At 44.6% G+C, this 23,595-nt stretch carries 22 protein-coding genes; 13 read left to right on the top strand and 9 right to left on the bottom strand.

Annotated elements, in window-relative coordinates; genetic code table 11:
* Window positions 1-161 precede the first annotated feature (161 nt).
* The 5 genes from IGI84_RS12445 (at window position 162) to IGI84_RS12425 (ending at window position 5,411) form a co-directional block, all read left to right on the top strand.
* On the top strand, window positions 162-1,757 hold the full coding sequence (locus IGI84_RS12445) for a mannitol dehydrogenase family protein (protein ID WP_220426405.1): 1,596 nt from the start codon (window positions 162-164) through the stop codon (window positions 1,755-1,757).
* Window positions 1,758-1,760: 3 nt separating this feature from the next.
* On the top strand, window positions 1,761-2,837 hold the full coding sequence (uxuA, locus tag IGI84_RS12440) for a mannonate dehydratase (protein WP_194195123.1): 1,077 nt from the start codon (window positions 1,761-1,763) through the stop codon (window positions 2,835-2,837).
* Window positions 2,838-2,853: 16 nt separating this feature from the next.
* Window positions 2,854-4,242 (top strand): glucuronate isomerase, encoded by a 1,389-nt coding sequence (gene uxaC / locus IGI84_RS12435; protein ID WP_194195122.1) that lies wholly within the window; start codon window positions 2,854-2,856, stop codon window positions 4,240-4,242.
* A gap of 138 nt (window positions 4,243-4,380) precedes the next feature.
* Window positions 4,381-4,707 carry an MGMT family protein gene (locus IGI84_RS12430; RefSeq protein WP_008380664.1) on the top strand — a complete coding sequence of 109 codons (327 nt, stop codon included), beginning with the start codon at window positions 4,381-4,383 and terminating at the stop codon, window positions 4,705-4,707.
* Window positions 4,704-5,411, top strand: a complete 708-nt coding sequence (locus tag IGI84_RS12425; RefSeq protein ID WP_077451974.1) for a GntR family transcriptional regulator — start codon at window positions 4,704-4,706, stop codon at window positions 5,409-5,411. The genes IGI84_RS12430 and IGI84_RS12425 overlap by 4 nt, the downstream gene beginning before the upstream one ends.
* 93 nt (window positions 5,412-5,504) lie before the next feature.
* On the opposite strand, the gene IGI84_RS12420 is transcribed toward IGI84_RS12425, so the two are convergent.
* Window positions 5,505-6,704 (bottom strand): enolase C-terminal domain-like protein, encoded by a 1,200-nt coding sequence (locus IGI84_RS12420; protein ID WP_194195121.1) that lies wholly within the window; start codon window positions 6,702-6,704, stop codon window positions 5,505-5,507.
* A gap of 290 nt (window positions 6,705-6,994) precedes the next feature.
* On the opposite strand from IGI84_RS12420, the gene IGI84_RS12415 reads away from it, so the two are divergent.
* On the top strand, window positions 6,995-8,824 hold the full coding sequence (locus tag IGI84_RS12415; RefSeq protein WP_194195120.1) for a glucose PTS transporter subunit IIA: 1,830 nt from the start codon (window positions 6,995-6,997) through the stop codon (window positions 8,822-8,824).
* A 65-nt stretch (window positions 8,825-8,889) separates the two neighbouring features.
* Here the strand turns inward: IGI84_RS12415 and IGI84_RS12410 are convergent, their stop codons facing one another.
* The 5 genes from IGI84_RS12410 to IGI84_RS12390 form a co-directional block, all read right to left on the bottom strand.
* Window positions 8,890-10,164: an ABC transporter permease gene (locus tag IGI84_RS12410; RefSeq protein WP_430600427.1), complete on the bottom strand. Its 1,275-nt coding sequence runs from the start codon at window positions 10,162-10,164 to the stop codon at window positions 8,890-8,892.
* Window positions 10,161-10,844, bottom strand: coding sequence for an ABC transporter ATP-binding protein (locus tag IGI84_RS12405; protein ID WP_194195118.1), 684 nt, complete (start codon window positions 10,842-10,844; stop codon window positions 10,161-10,163). The genes IGI84_RS12410 and IGI84_RS12405 overlap by 4 nt, the downstream gene beginning before the upstream one ends.
* 153 nt (window positions 10,845-10,997) lie before the next feature.
* Entirely contained in the window at window positions 10,998-11,768 is a 771-nt protein-coding gene (locus tag IGI84_RS12400) for an ABC transporter permease (protein WP_005228499.1), read from the bottom strand.
* The gene (locus IGI84_RS12395; RefSeq protein WP_220426404.1) at window positions 11,761-12,696 is read right to left on the bottom strand and encodes an ABC transporter ATP-binding protein; all 936 of its coding nucleotides are present in this window, start codon (window positions 12,694-12,696) and stop codon (window positions 11,761-11,763) included. The genes IGI84_RS12400 and IGI84_RS12395 overlap by 8 nt, the downstream gene beginning before the upstream one ends.
* A gap of 175 nt (window positions 12,697-12,871) precedes the next feature.
* Window positions 12,872-13,120, bottom strand: a complete 249-nt coding sequence (locus IGI84_RS12390; protein ID WP_077451962.1) for a helix-turn-helix domain-containing protein — start codon at window positions 13,118-13,120, stop codon at window positions 12,872-12,874.
* 194 nt (window positions 13,121-13,314) lie between these two features.
* Between IGI84_RS12390 and IGI84_RS12385 the strand changes: the two genes are divergently transcribed.
* On the top strand, window positions 13,315-13,578 hold the full coding sequence (locus tag IGI84_RS12385; protein ID WP_005228502.1) for a hypothetical protein: 264 nt from the start codon (window positions 13,315-13,317) through the stop codon (window positions 13,576-13,578).
* Window positions 13,579-13,591: 13 nt separating this feature from the next.
* Complete coding sequence (locus IGI84_RS12380) at window positions 13,592-14,509, top strand: LacI family DNA-binding transcriptional regulator (protein WP_220426403.1); 918 nt, start codon at window positions 13,592-13,594, stop codon at window positions 14,507-14,509.
* Between the two features lie 60 nt (window positions 14,510-14,569).
* Here the strand turns inward: IGI84_RS12380 and IGI84_RS12375 are convergent, their stop codons facing one another.
* Window positions 14,570-15,343, bottom strand: coding sequence for a MerR family transcriptional regulator (locus IGI84_RS12375; protein WP_096741619.1), 774 nt, complete (start codon window positions 15,341-15,343; stop codon window positions 14,570-14,572).
* A 114-nt stretch (window positions 15,344-15,457) separates the two neighbouring features.
* Between IGI84_RS12375 and IGI84_RS12370 the strand changes: the two genes are divergently transcribed.
* From IGI84_RS12370 to IGI84_RS12350, 5 genes are all read left to right on the top strand, one after another.
* Window positions 15,458-16,339 carry an HAD-IIB family hydrolase gene (locus IGI84_RS12370; RefSeq protein WP_220426402.1) on the top strand — a complete coding sequence of 294 codons (882 nt, stop codon included), beginning with the start codon at window positions 15,458-15,460 and terminating at the stop codon, window positions 16,337-16,339.
* Window positions 16,326-16,682, top strand: a complete 357-nt coding sequence (locus tag IGI84_RS12365; RefSeq protein WP_077451954.1) for a DUF1827 family protein — start codon at window positions 16,326-16,328, stop codon at window positions 16,680-16,682. The genes IGI84_RS12370 and IGI84_RS12365 overlap by 14 nt, the downstream gene beginning before the upstream one ends.
* Before the next feature lie 243 nt (window positions 16,683-16,925).
* Window positions 16,926-18,392 (top strand): nicotinate phosphoribosyltransferase, encoded by a 1,467-nt coding sequence (locus tag IGI84_RS12360; RefSeq protein WP_096741617.1) that lies wholly within the window; start codon window positions 16,926-16,928, stop codon window positions 18,390-18,392.
* A 62-nt stretch (window positions 18,393-18,454) separates the two neighbouring features.
* Window positions 18,455-19,279 carry an ammonia-dependent NAD(+) synthetase gene (gene nadE / locus IGI84_RS12355; RefSeq protein WP_430600425.1) on the top strand — a complete coding sequence of 275 codons (825 nt, stop codon included), beginning with the start codon at window positions 18,455-18,457 and terminating at the stop codon, window positions 19,277-19,279.
* A 192-nt stretch (window positions 19,280-19,471) separates the two neighbouring features.
* Window positions 19,472-21,292, top strand: coding sequence for an LTA synthase family protein (locus tag IGI84_RS12350; RefSeq protein WP_077451950.1), 1,821 nt, complete (start codon window positions 19,472-19,474; stop codon window positions 21,290-21,292).
* A 67-nt stretch (window positions 21,293-21,359) separates the two neighbouring features.
* On the opposite strand, the gene IGI84_RS12345 is transcribed toward IGI84_RS12350, so the two are convergent.
* Together IGI84_RS12345 and nrdI are read right to left on the bottom strand one after the other, a co-directional pair.
* Window positions 21,360-23,009, bottom strand: coding sequence for a MutS-related protein (locus IGI84_RS12345; RefSeq protein WP_430600424.1), 1,650 nt, complete (start codon window positions 23,007-23,009; stop codon window positions 21,360-21,362).
* Between the two features lie 41 nt (window positions 23,010-23,050).
* The gene (nrdI, locus tag IGI84_RS12340) at window positions 23,051-23,500 is read right to left on the bottom strand and encodes a class Ib ribonucleoside-diphosphate reductase assembly flavoprotein NrdI (protein ID WP_220426400.1); all 450 of its coding nucleotides are present in this window, start codon (window positions 23,498-23,500) and stop codon (window positions 23,051-23,053) included.
* Window positions 23,501-23,595 lie beyond the last annotated feature (95 nt).

Here is a 23,595-nt window from a genome sequence, read left to right as displayed (position 1 = left end):
AATTCCCTTCTAAAGAAAAACTCTGAAGGAAGGTGCCTAGGGATAGTTTTGAGTAATAAAACTAGTATATAAGTTGAATAACCTTTTGTAAAGGCTTGCAATTCAGTATAGAATGAACTAGAATACTAATATATCAGTTTCAAGAAAAAGGAGGAAGTAGGATGTTTGATTTTGCTGCCTTGAAGCAGGCAGGAGTTACGATGCCGATCGTTCCCAAAGAAGTGACGGATCAATCAGATACTCAGTTTCAATGGCTACACTTTGGTGGGGGAAATTTGTATCGGGCATTTCACGCAGAAGTAGCCCAAACGTTGATCGATCAACAAGCACTGACAAAAGGAATCGTAGTTTGTGAAACCTTTGATGAACAGGTGATTGATCAAGTATATGCCCCTTACGAGAATGATATTTTAGAAGTAATCATGGACGAAGGGGGACGGTTGGAGAAAAAATTGCTCCAGTCAACGGCGGCTAGTTATTATTGCCATCCTTCCCGTGCTGCGAGTTATGAGCAAATACGCAAAGTATTTCAGGAGCCGTCACTACAGTTGGTTACCGTAACGATCACAGAAAAAGGCTATGGCTTAAAAGACAGTCAGGGGAATTTTTTACCTGTTGTCCAAGCGGATCTTGCTGCGGGTCCCCATCAGGTCAACCATACAATGAGCATTTTGGCTAGCTTTTTATGGGATCGTTTTCAATCAGGGGCACTTCCGATCGCTATGGTCTCCACCGATAATTTTTCGCAAAATGGGCTCCGTTTCCAAACGGCGATTGTCACCATCGCAAAAGAATGGCAAAAGCTAGGGCATGTTTCAGAAGCGTTTGTCCGATACTTAGAAAACAACGCGCAGGTGACGTTTCCGTGGTCAATGATCGATCGGATTACACCAAATCCTTCAACAGCAGTTGCAGAAGATTTAGCAGCAGCTGGCATTCAGCAGTTGCCAGTCATCCGAACCGATAAAGGAACGACGATCGCTCCGTTTGCTAATACAGAGGCGACTCATTACTTAGTGATTGAAGATGATTTTCCAAATGGTCGCCCGAATTTGGATAAAGCGGGGGTGATCTTGACGAGTCGAGAGATCGTCGACAAAACCGATAGTATGAAAGTCACAACTTGTTTGAATCCACTGCATACCGCAATGAGTTTGTTCGGCTGTTTACTCGGTTATACATCCATTGCTGCGGAAATGTCCGATCCTGATATTGTTGCTTTGATCAAAGGAATCGGCTATCGTGAAGGCTTGCCGGTAGTGGAAGATCCTGAGATCATTCAGCCAAAGAAATTTATCGATGAGGTGGTCGGCCTTCGTTTACCCAATCCGCTGATTCCTGACACTCCACAGCGGATCGCCGCAGATACCTCACAGAAAATCGCCATCCGTTTTGGCGAAACCATCAAAAAGTATGTGGAAAAAGAAGGCTCGGCTTCTGAGCTGACTTTCATTCCCTTAGCGATTGCAGGCTGGTTGCGTTATCTATTAGCGATCGATGATGAAGGCCATCCATTTGGCCCAAGTCCTGATCCCCTCTTAGCAGAATTACAAGAGAATTTACATGAGTGTCAGTTGGGGACAGTCGCTGATGTTCAAGGGATCATTCGACCAATCCTAGCAAATCCGCAGATTTTTGGTTTGGATCTCTATCAAGCAGGAATCGCTGAAAACGTGGGTCACTTGTTTGCTAAGATGCTGGCAGGAACCGGCGCAGTCCGTAAAACATTACATGAAACAGTAGAAGGGATCGAATAAAAAATGGAAATGACATTTCGTTGGTATGGAAAAGACTACGATAAAATCAAATTAGCAGATATCCGGCAAATTCCTGGGATGAAAGGCATTGTCGGCACACTCTTTGATTTGCCTGCTGGGGCAGTTTGGCCGAAAGAACGGATCAAGGCGCTCGTGGAAGAAGTCGAAGCAGCTGGACTTTCCCTCAAGGTGATCGAAAGTGTCAATATTCATGATGACATCAAGATTGGCTTGCCTTCGAGAGACCTGTATATCGAAAACTACAAAGAAACGATTCGAAATTTGGCAGCATATGGGATCGAAGTGATCTGCTATAATTTTATGCCGATTTTTGATTGGATCAAAACGGATCTCGATTATCGATTGGCTGATGGTTCTTCTACGATGGCATTTGAAAAAGCAGGGATCGACAAAGACCCAGAAGAGATCGTCAAAGAAGTCGAGGAATCAAGCTCTGGCTATACCTTGCCAGGCTGGGAACCAGAACGTTTGGCACATGTCAAAGAACTGTTTGCTGCGTATAAGGATGTCGATGATGACAAATTAAGAGAAAACTTTGCTTACTTCCTAAAAGCCATCATTCCCACCTGTGAAGAGGTCGGCATCAAGATGGCTGTTCATCCAGATGATCCCCCCTATTCGATTTTTGGTCTGCCGCGTATCGTTAAAAACCGCGATGATCTGGATTGGGTCTGCAACGTGGTCGACAGTCCGTCAAATGGCATCACACTTTGTACTGGCAGTATCGCCGAAGACCCAGACAATAATGTCTATGAGATTTTGGCTGAGTTTTGTCGCCGGGACCGGATTCCTTTTGCCCATGTTCGTAACATTCAATACTTGGGTAATGACAAAGACTTTTATGAAGCACCGCATCTCTCCTCTGAAGGTTCGTTAGACATGTATCAAATCCTAGAAGCGATGTACAAAAATGGCTTTGACGGCTACATTCGACCAGATCATGGGCGAATGATCTGGGGAGAGACGGGACGTCCAGGCTATGGCTTGTATGATCGGGCGATCGGCGCTTCTTACTTATTAGGGTTGTGGGAAGCCATCGACAAGAGCGTGGGGCGTTAAGAAAAGGAGCGAAGAAATGTTTTTAACTGATGATTTTATTTTGAAAAACAGCTTTGCCAAACAGTTATACCATGGGTATGCAAAAAAGCAGCCGATCATTGATTACCATTGCCATTTAGATCCGAAAGAGATTTTCGAAAACCAAAACTTCACCAATCTCACCCAAGCGTGGCTGGCGGAAGACCATTACAAATGGCGCTTGATGCGAGCCAATGGTGTTGCGGAATCATTGATCACTGGCGATGCTGACGACTACGAAAAATTCTGTGCTTGGGCGCAGACCTTGGAGGCTTGCATTGGCAATCCCTTATATGTCTGGACCAATTTGGAATTGAAACGAATCTTTGGTATTGATGAGCGGTTGACACTAGCCAATGCAGCAAGCATTTGGGAAAAAGCCAATCAACAGCTGCAAACGAAGGAATTTTCACCACGAGGGCTGATCAAAAAGATGGCCGTTGAGGTGATCTGTACGACGGATGATCCCATTGATTCGTTGACGTATCATCAAAAGCTGGCAGAAGAATCCTTTGCTGTGTATCCTACCTTTCGTCCTGACAAAGCAATCAATCTGCAGAATCCAGAATTTCCAGCATACCTTAAGCAATTGGCTGTAGCTGCGAGCAAAGAGATCACTAGCTATCAAACGCTAGTTGAAGCATTGACCGTACGTATTTCTTATTTCCAGCAACAGGGCTGTCGTTTAGCAGATCACAGTCTGTCACGTCTTGGAGAGGAAGCTTATGATGTCGCTGCACTTGAAGCGATTTTTCAAAAGCGTTTGACCACTGAGACATTGACTAATGAAGAAATCAGACAGTTTCAAACCGGCTTGCTGATTGACTTGATGCGCCAGTATGCGAAACAAGGCTGGACCGCGCAATTGCATCTGATGGCGACTCGCAACAACAGTCAAAAGCTCTTCCAACAACGAGGACCTGATAGCGGCGGTGATGCGATGGGGGACGACCGTCTAGCGAGGGGCTTAAGTCGGACATTGGCGCAGCTTCAGGCGGAAAGCTTACTGCCGAAGACAATTTTGTATTCACTGAATCCCAAAGATTATCCGGTGTTGACTGCGCTGATGGGGGCGTTCCAAGAAGAAAGCAAAGGTAAGCTGCAATTAGGCTCTGCTTGGTGGTTCAATGATACGTATTCTGGCATGCGGCATCAGTTGACGACCCTAGCAGAAGGCGGGATTCTCGGAAACTTCGTCGGCATGCTGACGGATTCCCGCAGCTTTTTGTCTTATCCACGCCACGAGTATTTCCGGCGGATTTTGTGTCAGGTGATCAGTGAATGGGTGGAAGACGGTCAACTGCCAGCAGATGAAATATATTTAGGACAGATCGTCGCAGATATCTCTTATCACAATGCGAAAACCTACTTTGATTTTCCAAACTAATGACTACTCGATTCGTTCTTGGCTTACTAGAGAAGGAATCGAGTGTTTGTACGGCTATTGCTAAAGTTGCGTCTGTTCATTTACTATTGGTAGGGAATCCAGTACTATGATAGAAAGATCAAAGAAGGAGCGAACAGTATGAATCCATTCTATGAAGAAGTCTATGCGCTGGCGCGGCAGATCCCTTTTGGTAAAGTCGTCTCCTATAGTCAGATCGCATGGAAATTGGGACAAATCAACGGTGCGCGGGCAGTCGGTCGAGCGATGCGCTTGAGCCCTCAGGATGTCCCTGCCCATCGAGTCGTGCGGGCAGATGGCGTCTTAGTTGGTCCTACCGCCAATGTGCGAAAAGCAGCACTCGTCGATGAAGGGGTGGTCTTCAAAGCCAGTGGTCGTATCGATATGAAGGCTTGCAGTTGGTCCATGAGCGAGATCGCTCCCGCTCAAATGAAGGAGCCGTTATGAAAAAACGTGAATTTATCGTACAAGATCTGTTGAGTAAAATCTATCAGGAAGAATTTTCTGCCGGCAAACTACCCAACCAAAGAACCCTTGCGCAAACCTATGGCGTTTCTCGGTTTACGATCCAGCAAGCAATCAAAAACCTTGAAGAGATCGGGATCGTCAAAGTGGTTCAAGGCTCAGGGATTTTTATCCATGAAAAATGGGTCAAAAACCCAATGATCTTTAATTCCTTGACCCGCACCCCTTATGACCGAATCCGTTCCAAAATGATTTCCTTGAATAGGGCGGCAGCAACGTTGGATGAACAGCAGATTTTCCAAATAGGCCCAGATGAGGAAGTCTGGACCTTTGAACGAGTGCGGATCGTCAATTACAAAATCGAACAGCTGGAAACCTCTAAATTGCCTGTCAGCCTATTTCCCGAATTGACACAAGAAATCGTGGAGCACTCGATCCAACGCTATGTCGAAAGCTGCGGGTACCGCATTTCCCACTACATCACCAGCTATACCCCCATCACCACATCGACTGCGCAGTCGGGCATTTTATTGTGCAAGCGGGGGACGCCGGCAATGCAGATCAGCAATCGGGCGATTTTAGAAGACGGCCGCGTGTATGAGTTCAGCAATATCGTTGCCATTGATTATGCCGTGACCTACATCCGTCCCTTTGACCGCGAGATCCATCGCTCACGCATCGATTGATTTTGGGAAAGCAAAGGTGCCAGTTGCGTCGTCTTTACCCAGAGAGAACAAAGACATCCCCTGTCGGTGGACAGGAGATGTCTTTTGTTGTGTTTAAGGAGTGATCAAAGTGCCGTCTGGTGTACGGCTCTGGGTCCATTCATGAGGACGGTAAACCACGGGAAATTCCGCAGCTGCTGCTTCATCAAACGTGATCCCAATCCCACTTTTCTCGATGGGATAAAAATAGCCATTTTTTGGTTGGGGACTGCCACCAAAGACCGATTGGGTATTTGCTGGGATCGCAATCGTTTCTTGGATCGCGGCATTGTGGAGATGGATGTTTAAATGGGTGTTGACGGCTAGGCCGACAGGGCTGATATCAGACGGTGTGTGCCAAGCGATCCGAATGCCCATCGCATCGCAGAAGTGAGCCAATTTCAATGCTGGCGTGATCCCACCGATTTGCGAGACATGGGCACGCATAAAGTCGATCTGTTGATTTTTGACCAGCTCTTGCCATTCCATCGGATTATTGAACAATTCGCCGGTCGCGATCGGGGTCGCCGACTGGCTGCGGAGTTGCTGCAACCACTTGTTTTGATCCGGCGACAAAATATCTTCGAGGAAAAAGAGATTAAAAGGTTCCGCAGCTTTTGCAAATTGAATCGCTTGGTTTGGATGCAGCCGTTCATGCACGTCATGCAGCATTTGGAATTGATTGCCGTATCGTTCTTGGATCGCAGCAAACATCTTTAGTGTTGTGTCCATGTAGTCTGTTTGATCAAAATAGGAACCAGCGATGGGCTGATCGGGTGTTTGCAGTTGGCTAGGATTTCCACCATAAAAGCCTAATTGGCAACGGATATAGCGATACCCCTCAGCCAAGAAGCGATCGATTTCTTGGTAAAGGTCTTCGAGATTATCTGCCACGGCATGGGTATAGGCGGGAATCGCCGTACGCGCTTTTCCACCTAACAGTTGATACAATGGCATATCGGCTAATTGTCCCTTGATGTCCCACAAAGCCATATCGACTCCTGAGAGGGCATTGTTGGTGATCGGACCATTCCGCCAGTAAGAATTGACATTCATCACTTGCCAAAGGTCTTCGATTTGATTGGCATCGCGGCCAAGTAAGAGAGGGCGCAAATACTCGTCAACGACGGTTTTTACGGCTAGTGGGCGAAACTGGAAGGTTGCACAACCTAACCCAGATACGCCTTTGTTCGTTTCTACTTTAACGACAACAAGGTTATGACGATCAGGTTTGATCGCAAAGGCTTTGACGTCGGTGATGATCGTTGGTGTCATTTCATTCACTCCAATTTTTGTCTCTAGTTGCTATAGCCATTGAAACATGCTTGGCAACCGCTGTCAATTTGGTCTAATAAAAACTGGATATACACCATAAAACCAGTCCAATTTTTACTTATTTTATAATAAAACGTTGATATATAGCGTTTTTATTCTGGTTTTATCAAAAAAGGACTGGTTTTACAAGTCTGTGTGAGCATGCTACTATGTGTGTGAAAACGGAAACACCTGAAAGGGCGCCCGTCAAAAGGATCAGGACCGTTAGCAAACAACAGGGGGAAAAAAAGATGACCAAAGAAGACATCGTAAAACAGATCATTAAAGATGTTGGCGGATCAGACAATATCAACAATGCATGGCACTGTATGACTCGCTTGCGTTTTGATTTAAAGGATGAGAAAAAAGTCGACTATGCGGCGTTAGAAAAAACACCCAAAGTCGTAGGAACAAAATATCAAAGCAATCAGCTGCAAGTAGTGATAGGAACGGATGTTGCTGATTATTATGCACCTTTAGCCAAAGAATTAGGTCTTGATGAAGCGAACCAAGGGGAAACATCAGAGAAAAAAGGAGCCGTTTCCTTATTTATGGATACCGTTTCTGGCGTTTTTGGTCCGATCGTTCCAGCTATCGCTGGCGCAGGAATGATCAAAGGATTGATGGCTGGATTGGTGGCATTGAATGTCATCTCTAATCAAACAGATACCTATTTAGTGATCGACATGATCGCGAGCGGCGTATTCACATTCTTGCCATTTTTTGTTGCTGCCTCTGCCGCTCGGATTTTTAAAACCAATCAATATTTAGCGATCGCAATCGCGGCAACGCTGCAATTTCCAACGATGACCAATGCGGTAGCTGAAGGAAGCATTTCCGCCTTTCGTTTGTTCGGCGTATTGCCAGTACCCGTCTTTAACTATGCAGGGACAGTGATTCCCATTATCTTTGCCGTGCTGGCGCTCAGTTATATTTACCGTTGGGTCGATAAACTCTTACCACAAGTGCTACGTACCGTGTTTACACCGACGATTTCGTTGTTTGTCGCTGGTATCTTGACATTAACGGTCATTGGCCCAATCAGTATCCATCTAGGAAACTTATTGGCTGCTGGCGTGGCTGGGTTATTCACTATCTCGCCTGTCTTAGCAGGAATCGTGGTAGGGGCGATTCGACCAATCGCAATCTTCACGGGACTGCATCATGCCATGACCCCAATCGCTTTGCAAAACTTTGCCAATCAAGGGTATGACATGCTGATGCCAATGATGTTTATGGCAAATATGGCAATCACCGGCGCAACAGCAGCTATCTATTTCAAAGTCAAAACCAAAGAAGAAAAATCGATCATTCTATCTTCGGCGGTTTCTGGCTTGTTAGGGATCACAGAACCTGCGTTATTCGGGATTTTGTCGAAGTATAAAAAAGCCTTTATCGCAGCAACAGTTGGTAGTTCTGTGGCTTCTGCCTTCATCAGTTTCTTCGGTGTTCGGATTTATGGGTACATTCTTTCAAGTATCTTTAGTTTGCCAGCCTATATTGGGGAATACTTTATCTATGCTGTTTTAGGGATCATCTTGGCGATCGGCTTATCTTTTGCCATGAGCTGGTTCTTGGTACCAACTCAAGCAGCCGAAGGCGATCGTTACACCAACGAAGTGGATCTGCATGCCGTGACCCATGGTGAATATGTCCCATTAGAAGATGTACCAGATGAAGTTTTTTCAACGAAAATGATGGGAGAGGGCTATGCCATCGAGTCCCAAGATGGCCAAATCTTTGCACCAGTCAGTGGCGAAGTCACCACTGTGTTCCCTTCAAAACATGCCGTTGGGATCAAAACCCAAAACGGCGTTGAAGTTCTTGTGCATATGGGGATCGATACAGTTTCCCTTGGCGGTCAAGGCTTTGAAGTCTTTGTCAAAGCTGGGGAGCAAGTCACTCCGCAAACCAAACTGGCACAAATGGATCTGCCTTATATCAAGCAGCAAGGCAAAGAAACCATGGTGATCGTTTTGATCACCAACATGGATCGCGTGCAGCAATTTTCTGGAAGTACTGATTTAGAAGGCAGACACCAAGCCGGGGCATTACTGGAAAAAGTTGTTTTGAATGCCTAATAAAAGAAAAAAGATGAGCTTCTTCAAGGAAGTTCATCTTTTTTGTTTGTCCAGTAACTATTTTTTTACTCATAGCGCAAAGCTTGAATTGGATCTAGTTTGCCTGCGCGGTTAGCAGGCAATGTGCCGGCTAAAAAGGTGATCAATAGGATGACACCCATAACAGTCAGCGTGTTCGACCAAGAAAAGCCGATCAATTCAAAGCCAGTCAATTCTTCTAGGAAGGTGTTCGCAGCGTAATCGTTGATGACATTTCCTAAACCATAAGCGGCGAGAATTCCGGTGAGGGCGCCAAAGAAACCAATCAAAAGCGCTTCGAAACTGAAGGTGAGAAAGACCTTGCTGCGGCTCATGCCTAATGCTTTCATCAATCCAATCTCACGGGTACGATCTTGAACTGACATATAAAGTGTATTGATGATACCAAAGCTAGCGGCAAGTAATGAGATAGCGCCAAAGAGTGTAAGAACCCCAGTGATAGCGTTGATGACTAGTCGGAACATATTGATTTCATCTTCGATCGTCACACCTTGAAACCCGAATTCACGCAATTCTTTTTTGATCGTATCGATTTTTGTGCTGGACAGATCATCCTCTAGATAGGCCTGTGCTGCAAAGGATTGATTTTTTAAGTTTTCTGGTAATCCCTTTTCGGCGATTGTTTGCACACGCTGGCTTAATGCTTGGTTCAAAATAGACATGCCAGTTTGGACAAAACTAAAATTACGGACTCCAACGACTTTGGCGGTCACAGTTTCTTGTTCGCCAGTCACTTGAGCAGAAACTCCGAGAAGGACTTCTTTTTCCAATGCATCTTGAGCATTTTTAAAACCTAGTGGTTCGATATATTCTTGATCAAGGACGATCTCATATTCGTCTGTCTCATTATTGATTTGACGCCCCGCCTCTAAGTCTAAATCAATACCTGCTGAGCCCATGGCGTTTAATTGATATTTTGAATCAGTCAGACCTTGAATATAATCAATCGTTAAAGCCGCGATTGGTTCTACTCGATGGATATTGTCAATTGTTCCTATTTTTTCGATATCCTTTGGAGTGATCATACTTGCCTCAGCGGCATTTTTTTCTGGATCGTATTCTTGTAAATTGCTGCCCGGAACCATGTTGCCAGTCTCATCTGATTTATAAACAAGTAAAAGCTGATCATTACCAGCGGTTTCTAGCTGCAGATCTATATAATTATTGATGCCAGTATTAATACCTAGTGTTAAGTAGATCGTAAAAGACCCAATAAAGATTGCGATGATCGTTAGAAGTGTTCGACCTTTGTTGCGTAAGAGATTTCCTGCAGAAGATTTTATTAAATCGATTAGGTTCATTTTTCTACCTCCTTAATCACTAAACCATCTTTGATATGGATCTGACGATCACAGCGATCAGCCAGCTCAGGATCGTGAGTGACGATGACTAAGGTGATATTTTCTTTTTTATTGAGGCCGAACAAAAGGTCCTCAACTTTTTGGCCAGTCGTTGAATCAAGGTTTCCAGTCGGTTCGTCGGCAAAAATGATCTTGGGTTTGTTAACGATGGCGCGGGCAATACAGACCCGTTGTTTTTGACCGCCAGAAAGGTCGGTTGCTTTATTTTTGGATTTTTCTGATAATTCGACAGCTTGTAAGGCTTCATCAACCAATTTTTTTCGCTGACTGCGGCGCATGCCATTTATTTTTAATGGCAACATGACATTCTCATGGACTGTATCTTTAGCATTCATAAAGAATTGTTGGAAAACAAAGCCAAATGTTTCATTTCGTAAGTGATTTAATTCCGACGCTTTTTTTCCTTTGACGTTTTGACCCATCAAGAACAATTCTCCGCTAGTGGGTTGATCAAGTAACGCCAATAAGTGCATCAATGTGGATTTTCCGGAACCACTTTTTCCGACGATTGCTACTGAGTCACCTTCTCTGATTTTTAAATCAATTCCTTTTAACGCATTGAAGGATGATTCGCCTTTTCCGTAGACCCTTGTTAAGTTTCGTGCTTCTAAAACAATCATTTCATTCCTCCTCTTAAAAAGTTATTAAGTTAAGGTTATCACAAATAGTTGTCAATAAATCAGTCTCTAGTCGTAGATTTTTAAATATAATGAAAAAAAAGACGATTTCCGCTGGAAATCGTCTTGAAAATGCAAGAAAGATTTTAAGTTCAATTAACTACGCAGCCCGCGGCCTTTTTGGATCAAGTACCAGCATACGCTGTATAAGACAACAATGAACAAGACCAAAATACCGATGGATAGGAAAATTGGGACATCGATGGTGCCTAAAAAGCCGTAGCGGAAACCAGAGATCATATACACGATCGGGTTGACTTTGGAGATCGTTTGCCAAATCGGCGGTAGCATGCTGATGGAGTAAAAGACGCCTCCAAGATAGGTCAATGGTTGTAAAACAAAGGTTGGCACGATGGAAACATCGTCAAAGGATTGGGCGAAGATCCCATTTAGCAACCCTGCTAATGAAAATAAGATGGCGGTCATGACTAGGGTTAAGACAACGATGACCCAAGAATACACATGTAATGGGACGAAGAAAAGGGAAATGATGGTCACCAATGTGCCCACCAAGATACTACGGCCAAGTCCGCCAAAGACAAAGCCCCAAATGATGACGTGGGTAGGGACCGGCGCCACTAAGAGTTCCTCAATGTTTTTTTGAAACTTCTGTGAAAAGAAGGAAGAAGACACATTAGAGTAAGAACTAGTGATCGTCGACATCATGATCAGCCCAGGAACGATAAATTCCATATAAGAAAAGCCGCCCATTTCGCCGATGCGGCTGCCGATCATTTTCCCAAAGATAATAAAGTATAAGGAAGTAGTGATGACGGGTGGGACGAGGGTCTGCACCCAAATCCGTAAATAGCGGTTGGTCTCTTTGACCGCTAAACTTTTTAAGGCTGTAAAATAAAGACTAAACATGGTTTTCCTCCGCTTCGTGTGCTTCTTCGGTGATTTTCAAAAATAGTTCTTCCAAGCGATTGGATTTGTTGCGCATGGAGAGGACATTGATCTCTTGCTGGCTGAATTGAGCAAAAAGATCGTTGACGCCTTGGTCTCGAGCGACTTCAACGGCGATGGTCTGTTCATCTTCCATTTGGATCGGATATCCAGTGATCGTTGGTGCTTGTTTGATCGGTGCGATATCAAAAAGAAAGGTTTCAAATTGCAGTTTTGCTAACAAAGATTTCATACTGGTGTTTTCGATCAGTTCACCAGATTGAATGATCCCGATGTTGCGGCAAAGCATTTCCGCCTCTTCTAAATAATGGGTCGTCAAAATGATCGTTGTGCCATTTTGGTTCAGCTCCCGCAAAAAGCTCCACATTTCCCGACGCAATTCGATATCGACACCTGCCGTCGGTTCATCCAAAATCAATAGCCGTGGTTCATGCATCAGGGCACGGGCAATCATCAAACGACGTTTCATCCCGCCTGACAGCATCCGCGCACGAACATTGCGTTTTTCCCACAAATTCGACTGCTTCAAGTATTTTTCGCTGCGCTTGATGGCTTCGTTGCGGGGGACTCCATAATACCCGGCTTGATTGACCACGATCTGCTGGACCGTTTCAAAGGGATTGAAATTGAATTCTTGGGGAACTAGACCAATCTGTTGTTTGACTTGGACCAATTCTCTGTCTAAATCGTAGCCGAAGACTTTGACGCTTCCGGAAGATTTATTGACAAGAGAGGTGATAATGCCGATGGTGGTGGACTTTCCAGCGCCGTTTGGACCTAACAAGGCATAAAAGTCGCCTTCTTCCACCGTCAAATTTATGCCCCGCAACGCTTCAACGCCGGTAGCATAGACTTTGCGTAAATCGGTTAGTTCTAGTGCATAGGTCATGTTTATTTGAACTCCTTCTATGTATGATGGTTTATTCTATCATTTTTTTTCAAGAAGAACCGCATGTTTTGATTTTTTCATTCGATTAGATAACGATTGTTGCTAATTGATTAAAAGTGGGAAAGAGACAAAAGAAAAAACGACCGTTTGATCGTTTTTTCGATAAAGTCGATTGTTAGCATAAATACCGTTCTGGTCGTTCTGTCTGTCCTAGTAAGTAATCGACAGAGACATTATAGAGGGAAGCTGCGTGTAGCAGCGTCAATACATCGGGTAAGCGATCGCCTGCTTCGTATAAGGTGTAATCGGGGTAAGGCACATCGAGATGCTGGCATACTTCTTTTGGGCTCAATCCGCGTTCTTCTCTTAAAAATTTGAAGCGGCATCGCAAGGTGTCTAATAAAAAAGCTTCTTCTAATGTCACTTTGCGGTCCTCCTTAAAAAAATCGCGCTTCCTTTCGCACTGTTCTCTTTTTATTGTACCAACAAAAGCAAAATATGCGAAGTAATTCACATGAAGGTCGATCGGTTTTTGTTAAAAAGTGAAACAAATGACTTGCTCTGAGACGCGTTTCATACAGTATGCTTGATTCATAAAAAGGAAGGCGGGATGAAAAAATGAATACGTACATGAAGAAGAATGGTGCGGAATGTTGTTATGTAACGTTGGCTTTTGATGGACAACAATTGGTATTGACGAAACCAAAAGGGTTCTTTCAAGAACGCTTGGTAGAAATTCCGGTGGATGAGATCAGTCATTTGACATGTGATGAACACTTCGGGTCTCAGCGGATCGGGTTTATTCATCACAATGATTACTATGAATTTTATACATGTGGGTTAAGTGTGATAGACTATATGAAAGAACAATTATTCGTTTAAGGAGCAGTGAGTCATGGCAAACATTCGGGATATTGCACGCTTGACCGGTTATTCGGTCTCCACAGTTTCACGAGTCATTAACAACAATCCGTATGTCAGTGAAGAAAAGCGTCGCAGGATCCTGGCTGTCATGAAAGAGGTCAACTATATTCCAAATTACACCGCGCGGGCATTGAGTGTTGGCAAAACCAAAAATATTGGTGTGATTCTGCCATTTGTCAATCATCCGTACTTCGATCGCTTGTTGAGCGGCATCACGACAGCAGCGTTTGCTCGGGGTTATAAGGTGACGCTTTTAGCCACGAACTATGATCCGCAAGTAGAGGAAGCGTATTTGCAAGAATTTGCGGCGAAAAGCTTTGATGCCTTGATCATTGCCTCGCGGGCGAATCCGATCGAAACCTTATTGCCTTATCGTTCTTACGGTCGCATCGTCTTTTGTGAGAATATCCCGTATTTGACTGATGGCTGCACCTATATCGATCGAGAGGAATCGATCAAAGAAGTCTTTACGTATTTTAAGGAACAAGGTATCCAGAAAATCGGCGTGACATTGGGACGTAGCCGTAAGCTAAGCAGCAATTCAAAAATCACGGTCCGTTTGGCTCATGACTATTTTCCGAACTTTTCCGAAGACTTGATCTTTTGGGATTGTTTGACGGAAGAAGATGGCAAAGAAGCAGCTGCTTATTTTGCAGATAAAGGGGTCGAAGCAATCTTCACCAATGGGGATCATGTTGCTGCTGGGATCCAGTCGCAGGCGCCGGGAGAATGGCTTGTGATTGGACGGGACAATTTATACATCAGCGAGCTGCTGCAGCTTTCAACGATCGATCATCACTTGCAAGCTTGCGGGGAGACTGCCGTCCAATTGGCGATAATGGAAAAAAGCGGCAACTATCGCATGCCCTATGAGTTCATCAAACGATAGCATAGACGAAACGATGCGCAAACAAAGCCCCTGAGCGGGCAGTGCTTGCGCATCGTTTTTTTAATGGGATTTGGTGTAATGGTCAATGATCTGTTTCAACAGCTGGGCGCTGCCGACACCCGCTTTTTGATCGTAATAGGCGGTAAAACGCTCGTCTTGAACGTACATTTCCCCTAAAGATCGGTGATATTCTGCTGAGTAAAAGGGCGCTGCTTGTTTGAGCCATGCTTGATGCGCAGCAAAAGCCATTTGGGCTTTGTCAGAAGGGATTCGTTTCCCTTCCTTTTCATTCAACAGCTCTTTTATCAGCTGCAATAAGCGGTTTTCGTTGTCGGTCAGTGCTTGATAATCGACTTGGGTCATCTGCTGCCACTTTTGGTTGCTTTGTTCGATGATTTCCTCACCGTAGGCTTCTCGTAATTCGGCACCGTAGTTCGCTTCGTTTTCACGAATTTTTTGTTCCTTAAAATAACTGAATTTCTCTTGATCGGTCATGGTCTTTTCTCCTTCATAATAATCAATTGTTTGCGCTAAGGTGGTCAAAAGACTGTCCAGGGCTGCTCGTTCTTGTAAAAGCTGTTGGTAATGCTGCAACAAGACCGTTTGGATCGATGCTTGCGGCTCATCCAAGATTCCGCGGATCGTTTCTAATGACAGCCCAAAAGACTTAAAATACAAAATCTGCTGCAGGCGATCGACTTCCTGCCTCCCGTAGATACGGTAACCAGCTGAGTTGGTGCGTTGCGGTTGTAACAACTTGATCTGATCATAATACCGCAGGGTACGACTGCTGACTCCTGACAGTTTGGCTAAGGCACTGATCGTATATTCCATCGGCTTTTCCCTCCTTACACCTGTATCCTAAAGGTTGACGTAACGACAAAGTCAAGAAAATTTTTTTGCGTTTTTTAAAATGTGCTATAATTATAACAAAGAAAGGAAGATAAGATGCAAATAGTTTTTTCTGATATTGATGGGACGTTTCAAGAAATGGGGCACCCGATTCATGAGATCAATAAAGAAGCCATCCGTTGTTTGCAAGCCCAAGGGGATCACTTTGTGTTTGTCACAGGGCGAGGATTTGAGCTTGTTCAAGATATGATGGCGGAAGAAGGCCTTTCCTGCGATGTGATTTTCGGAAACGGCGCCGGTCTGATGATAAAAGGAGAAGCGCCTGTTTTGACGCATACCTTACCCTATAAGACATTGGCACAAGTGATTGGTATCTTAGAGACAGAAGAGGTTTTTTATTTCTTACATACTGACCATGGCATCATTTCCCCACAAGCGCATTTGTATGAAGCGCAATTTCAAGAAAGCCGTAAGCAGTTACTCGCGGAGTTAGGGGAGCGAGGACAAATCATCGCTGACTACAAATATGAGTTCTTTTACAACGAATGTCTTCATAAAGACGACGTGCTGCAGTTTATGAAGGAACATCCAGAGATAAAGGTCATCAAAATCGAACTGATGGAAGCGTCAGACGAAAAAAGAGAACGGCTGCGGGAGATGATCCAATCAGAAACGGCTGCGATTTTTCAATCCTTTGTCCAAACACTGGAGATCGTTGATCCATTGGCGACCAAAGGTGCCGCGATCCGTTCCTTTTTAGAAGCTTTTCCCGCTGCCAAAAGCTATGGGATCGGTGATGGTGAAAATGACCTTGCGATGTTTGAAGCGGTGGATGTTTCTTTGGCTGTAGCGAATGCCAGCCCAGCGATCAAAGCAGTTTGTGATCGAACCATTGAGCGCGCGGAAGACGGCGGTGTTGGCCGCTTTATTTTAACAGAATTAGTTTCGAGAGAGGATGTTGTGCATGAAGTTGATTGAAACCCCAGTAAACCAAAATCTAAATATGGAAACTTTTTACCCGAACATCTCCAAGTACCTATTCGACAAAATAGCGATCAAATACTATAAATTGTACTCGCTTGATCGGACGCAGATTCTCTATGTGGATAGTTTTGATACGATTTCTTTAGTATTGATCAACAATAAAAAGAAAATCAGTCGGGAAGAAGTCGACACAGCGATTCATCGTTTGCTGAAGGTCGATCGCAAAGACGTGACCGTCAATGTTAATATTCGTAAAGAAATGGAAGCAAGAGGCATCACCTTTTCTAAACCGAGAAAAGATGTCATTCTTGTTCAATTGCCTGTGAAAGAACACTAGTTGAAAGAAGTTGGGACATGCACGTTGCAAGAGTAATCAAACGTTGAACAAAGGGGCGACCTTATACGAGCGCGTAAATAATGCGCAATAAGTAGGAGGTTGACCCATGCTTTGAGCAATTTGTTCTCAGGTGGATTGTCTTGTACTGGCAAAAACCCAACTTTTTTTTGAAAAAACAAGTTTTTCTGTCTTTTGTGTTTTTTTTGCTATAATGAGAAGAAGTAAGCTAGAGGGAGTAAGAACATGCAGAAATTATTTAAAGATGACAGCTTGACGCTACACACCGATCTCTACCAAATCAACATGATGCAAACCTATTGGGAGTTAGGCAGAGCCGATCGTAATGCGGTGTTTGAATGCTATTTCCGTGACATGCCTTTTGAAAACGGCTATGCGATCTTTGCCGGTCTGGAACGATTGATCGATTATTTGAACGATTTATCCTTTTCAGAAACGGATATTGCCTACTTGCGAGAAATCGGCGGCTACCCAGAAGCCTTTTTAGAGTATCTAAAAGAGTTCAAGTTTGCTTGTACCGTTCGTTCAGCGTTAGAAGGCGATTTGGTCTTCAACAATGAACCGATCATTCAAGTAGAAGGGCCGTTGGCACAAGCGCAGCTGATCGAAACGGCGTTACTAAATATGGTCAATTTCCAAACCTTGATCGCCACGAAAGCTGCCCGCATCAAATCCGTGATCGGCACGGATCCCTTGTTGGAATTTGGTTCACGGCGGGCACAAGAATTGGATGCAGCCATTTGGGGGACTCGAGCGGCCTATATTGGCGGAGCGGATGCGACAAGTAATGTGCGAGCAGGGAAGATTTTTGGCATCCCAGCCAGCGGAACCCATGCCCATTCCCTCGTGCAATCCTACGGCAATGACTATGATGCATTTATGGCGTATGCCCAAACCCACAAAGATTGCGTATTCTTAGTCGATACCTATGATACATTGCGTTTAGGTGTGCCAAATGCGATTCGTGTGGCCAAAGAGATGGGGGATAAAATCAATTTCTTAGGTGTGCGGATCGACAGCGGCGATATGGCGTATATCTCGAAAAAAGTCCGTGAACAGCTGGATGAAGCGGGATTCACGGAAGCCAAAGTCTATGCTTCCAATGATCTAGATGAAAATACGATTCTAAGCTTGAAAATGCAAAAGGCGAAAATCGATGTGTGGGGTGTCGGCACCAAGCTGATCACCGCTTACGATCAACCGGCATTAGGTGCGGTTTATAAACTGGTTGCCATCGAAAATGAGCAGGGAGAAATGATCGACACCATCAAATTATCCAGCAATGCCGAAAAGGTTTCGACCCCTGGGAAAAAACAAGTCTGGCGGATCACCCGTAAATCGGACGGCAAGTCCGAAGGCGATTATGTCACGTTATGGGAAGAAAATCCCCAAGCAGCAGACGAACTGTTCATGTTCCATCCTGTTCACACTTTTATCAACAAAACAGTGACGAACTTTGATGCGCGACCATTGTTGCAAGACATCTTTGTAGATGGCCAGCAAGTGTATCAAGTGCCTGACTTAGAACAGGTCAAAGCCTATGCGACGAATTGCTTGGATTCCCTTTGGGATGAGTACAAACGTGATTTGAATCCACAGAAATACCCAGTCGATCTCTCGCAAGAATGCTGGGATCATAAAATGCGGACGATTGAAAAAGTACGCAAACAGACCAATGGCGCGATTTTGTAATCCGCAACTGCGCTGGTCCTAAGATCAGTCAGCTGCTTCAAAAAATAAGAGGAGGCGTTTCTATGACCATGCAACAAGAAATTATCAAAGAATTAGGAGTCTTACCGACCATCGACCCGAAAGAAGAAGTTCGTAAGAGTATTGATTTTTTAAAGGCGTATCTGCAAAAGAATCCGTTCTTGCATACGTTTGTCTTGGGGATCAGTGGTGGACAAGATTCGACGTTAGCCGGCCGAATCGCGCAATTGACGATGGAGGAAATGCGTAGCGAAACCGGGAATCCCAACTATCAGTTCATAGGGGTACGCTTACCTTATGGGGAACAAGCAGATGAAGAAGATGCCAAAAAAGCCATTGAATTTATCAAACCAGATATTGAGCTGCGGGTAAACATCAAAGCCGCCGTCGATGCCCAAGTGCAAGCGGTGGAGGAAGCAGGCTTAGTGGTTTCTGACTTTAATAAAGGCAATATCAAAGCCCGTCAACGGATGATCACACAATATGCCATTGCGGGTGAAAAAGCAGGGGCTGTTCTGGGTACGGATCACGCTGCGGAAAATATCACCGGCTTCTTTACGAAATACGGCGATGGCGGTGCCGATATCTTACCACTGTTTCGTTTGAACAAACGCCAAGGTCGTCAACTCTTGCAATACTTAGGCGCGCCAGAAGCGTTGTATACAAAAGTCCCAACTGCGGACTTGGAAGATGGCAAACCTTTAGTGGCAGATGAAGCAGCTTTAGGAGTGACCTACAACGACATCGATGACTATTTAGAAGGCAAGGAAATTGCGGCTGAAGCCCAACAAACCATTGAAAACTGGTGGAACAAAACGCAACATAAACGCCACTTGCCCGTCACGATTTTTGATGATTTTTGGAAATAAACGAAACCAGTGATTGAGTTCCATTCGGATAGAAAGAAGAGTCTAGGGGGCAAGAAACCTTAGACTCTTTTTATATGAGGGTTGCTTTCTTTAAAAATAACAAAAGCTTCTTGCCCTGGCTTTACTTTCTTGTCCTGAAAGCATAAAATACGGGGGTACCTAGAACGTGTAGAAAAGGAGGAATGTTCCTTCGTGAAAATAAATAGCCATCCTTATCTGAAGATCGCATTAAAAGGCATCGCCATCGTCCTGTTGATCATTTTCAGTAATTTATATTTGCAATGGTGTCAAAACAATCTTTCCGTTGAATTAGCCTTGAAATTTGCCTTTTCGTGGCATACAGCAAAGTTTTTCTTGGCTTGTGGGGTGTTACTGCTGGTGTATGGGGTGTTTGCCAGCTTGGCAGGTTCGGTACTGATCGGGGGCATCTTTTATAGTGTCGTCATCGGAATCTTAGGATATGCCAACCACACGAAGATGGTCTATCGCCAAGAACCAATCTATCCCGATGATTTAAAGATGGTCACTCAATTCGACCTTCTACGAACTATGATCGGCAATGGCGCCTTTTTCTTAGCCATCCTCTTCGCTCTGGCGGCGATCGGAGCGATCGGCTGGAGTATCTATCGCAGCCGCAAATTAAACCGGCGTTTGCAAGTGATGCGAGGGGCAGTGCTGGTCGTATGCTCGCTAGGCTTAGTCTATGTTTCTCACTTCAATGACAGCAACAACCTTTTACGCAAAGCCTACAATCAGACCGCACTTTGGATTCCTTATTCACAAAAAATGAACTATTACAATACGGGATTTATCGGTGGGTTTTTGTACAACTTGCGGGTAGATGCCATGACGAAGCCTGAGGGGTATTCAAAAGAAGCGATCCAAGCGATTGCGGACACCTATAATGCACAGGCGGCGGAGAAAAACCAAGACCGTGAAAGTGAAGCACCAAATATCGTTTATGTGATGAGTGAGAGCTTTTCCGACCCGAGCCATTTAAATGGCTTGTCAATCACCGGCGATCCGTTGAAAGACTATTACCACGTCGCCGATCAAACCATCAGTGGAAAAATGCTTTCGCAAAATTATGGGGGCGGTACGGCAAACATCGAATTTGAAGCGTTGACTGGTTTTGCCATGGGCCTATTGAATCCGCAAATGACAACGCCTTACACGATGCTAGTGCCGAAATTGACGCAACTGCCATCCTTGGTTTCTTTCTTGGAACAATCAGGGTATACGGCAACGGCGATCCATCCTTACGATACATCAATGTACAAACGCAAGGATGTCTATGGGGTGATGGGGTTTGAACAGTTTATCGATCAAGATACGATGACCTATACCGACAAAATCGAAAATAATCCTTACATCTCTGATGAGGCGGCCTACAAAGAAGTGCTGGCATTGTTGGAAAACGATCAGCAACCGCAATTTGTCCATTTAGTGACGATGCAGACCCATATGCCCTATGCTGGCAAATACGATACGCTGAATTACCAAGCGAGCGGTCCGGGCAATATGGCTTCCTTGGAAAACTACCTACAGGATATCTCTTATAGCAGTACAGCGTTGAAAAACTTTGTGGCTGAATTAGAGCAGCTGGATCGGCGAACGCTGGTCGTCTTTTGGGGCGATCATTTACCAGGCATTTATGCCGATGAGATCAAGGATCAAAATGAAACGGCTGCCCTGCATGAAACCGAGTTTTTGATGGTTGATTCGCAAGGGAATTTTGCACCAGAAGATGTACCAGTAACAAGTCCTTTTTATTTTGCGCCGAACCTATTAGAAGCCAGTGATCAACCAACCAGCGGGTTTTACCAGTTGTTGTTGGCCTTGCAAGATGAGTTGCCGGCTTTTGAACTGGGTCAATATTATCAAGAGGGACAATGGCAGACGACTCTTGCGTTGGATCAAGAAGCTCAAGAAATCTATGATGCCTATAGTTTGATCCAATACGATGTGTTACAAGGAGAGCAATACAGTTTAACGACTGGTTTGTTTGACTAAATGAAACATAAAATAGCGCCCTATCCTGTGACTGACACTGGGAGAAGGCGCTTTTTTGTGTGTGAAGTTATAATTCCTGCCATTTCCGGTTTTGATCAAAATCATTGGCGGCGGCATAGGCGTCTTGAACGATCATTTCAGGGTAGCCCATGACTTTTAAGAGGGCGATCGCGTTGCGGCTCAAGGCAGGACCGGATTTGACCTTATAATCAAAGGAGATGCCGTCATCTTCCGTGACTTGTTCAGAAAAATGAATGTTGCGGCAATCATTTTTCAAAATTTCAGTCAGCTCAATATCATGGGTAGCGACAAAGGCCAATGATGGGTAGGCTCGCAACCAATGGATGATGCTAGCAGAAGAAGCGATTCGTTCCACCGTATTGGTTCCTTTTAAAATCTCATCAACAAAACAGTAGCAGCGCTGTTTCGTGGCAACGGTATCTAGCAGGCGTTTGATGGATTTGATCTCCGCCACGAAATAGCTGTCGCCTTCAAATAGATCATCTTCGACAGCCATCGAGGTAATAACGTGACCAGGAACCATCGTAAAGGTTTCAGCTACTGCTGTCTGGATGGTTTGTGCCAAAATACAGTTGATGGCGACACTTTTGACATATGTCGATTTGCCTGAGGCATTGGAGCCAGTTACAAGGGTATTGTGGTTCCAAGTGACATCATTCATGACTGCTTCACTCAGAAGGGGATGATACGTACCCGTTGCTTCTACACCTCCGCTTGCTTGGAAGGTCGGTAGGCAAGTGATGGGCATATACGTGCGAAAATTTAAAATGGCGACTGCGACTTCCAATTTTCCCAGCAAATTCCACAGATCGATGGCTGCTTGTTGGTGTTTGGCCAGAGTAGTGGTGACCGTTTGATAGGAAATAAATGGCAGCATAAAAATGATATTGATGTATTCAAACAACATGTCTCCTTCGCTGCCGTTTTTGGCACGAAACGAGAAAGCGAAACGAGTGATCTTCTTTAATGGTGCCAAGGATTGTTTGATCTCTTCTTGGAGGGGTGTGTTGATTTTAGCAATCTGACTGCCACAGGCAATCGTTTGAACCAAATAACGCATACTGTTCAGTTCTGTTTCCAGCTTGGCTTTTTTGATGGAGTAATAGATCGTATTGAAAACGACACTAACCAACGTCAACAGGATGCCTTGGACAAACCCCAGCAGGAGCAGCAAGATGCCGACTAATGGCAGCACACCTAAAAAGACAAAGAAAGGCAGAGAACCGATGGATTGCGCCGCTTCATTGGCTAAGTAGGCTTTCGAAAAATTATCATCTTGTTTTCCTAAACGAGCAAACGTATATTGGGATTGTTCGCGTGCGGCACTGTCAGCAGCAAAAAAGTCGATCAATTTGGTCAGCTGTTTGTCCGTTTTGAAACGAAAATTGCGTAACTGCTGATACAACGCTTCTGAACCGACACTGGAAAACGTCAGATTAATGGACTCAAACAACGAAAAGCCATCTAAGTCATACCAAGTGATGTCATCGACCTCACTATCAAAATCGTGAAACTTCTTCTCCGTCAGCCAAGCCTTTTTCAAACTCGCTTCTTTATCAAAGCGGGGCTGACGGGGAAGCTTTCCCCAAGCAAGCCGAACGTAACGGCGTACTTTGTATCGATTCCAGATATCTAGTGCGGTCAAGATGAGAATGCTGGCGAGTATGATCAAAATGACCATCGTTTGTGGTTCCATATGCAAAAGTCCTCCTAATGGCTAATGAATGCTGGCTAAAGCTAAGTGTTGCTGTGGGCAGGATCGATTTCTTTTAAACAAGCATAGATCCGTTCAATATCTTGGGTCGTGCCTCGCAGCTCGAAATCCGCTAAGAACGGGATCGAAAATTGTTCCGCATATTGCTTTGCGGTCAAACAATATTGATAATTGAAGTTTTTGTTGCCGCTGCCGATCACGCCCAAGCAAAGAGCGGCGTTGTTTTCATAGTCAATGTATTCACGCATGGTTTCTGTGAGGATCTCTTGATCGCCGTTATCGACGCCATTTCCACCTTCTAAATAGGTAGGGACAAAAACCACATAAGGTTCGTCTTCTTGTTCAAAGATACTATTGTCATGAATTTCTTTGGCTTCCCAAGTACTCGGGGTATCTTGCTGATCCGCATAGGCCAACAAGCGGTTGACGAATGCACGGGTATTTCCAGAGATTGAAATATAGAGTATTTTCATTTTTTCATCACCTTCCGCTTTCTAGTATAACAGAAACCATTTATGAAAAGAGGAGAACTTCGGCAGTCTTTTTCTAGTAAAATGCAGCCAAAGGC

Source organism: Enterococcus sp. DIV0008, assembly GCF_050542615.1.
Classification (GTDB): Bacteria; Bacillota; Bacilli; order Lactobacillales; family Enterococcaceae; genus Enterococcus_D; species Enterococcus_D innesii.
Note: the sequence above shows the minus strand (reverse complement) of the source record. Positions and strands in the feature narration are given on the sequence as shown.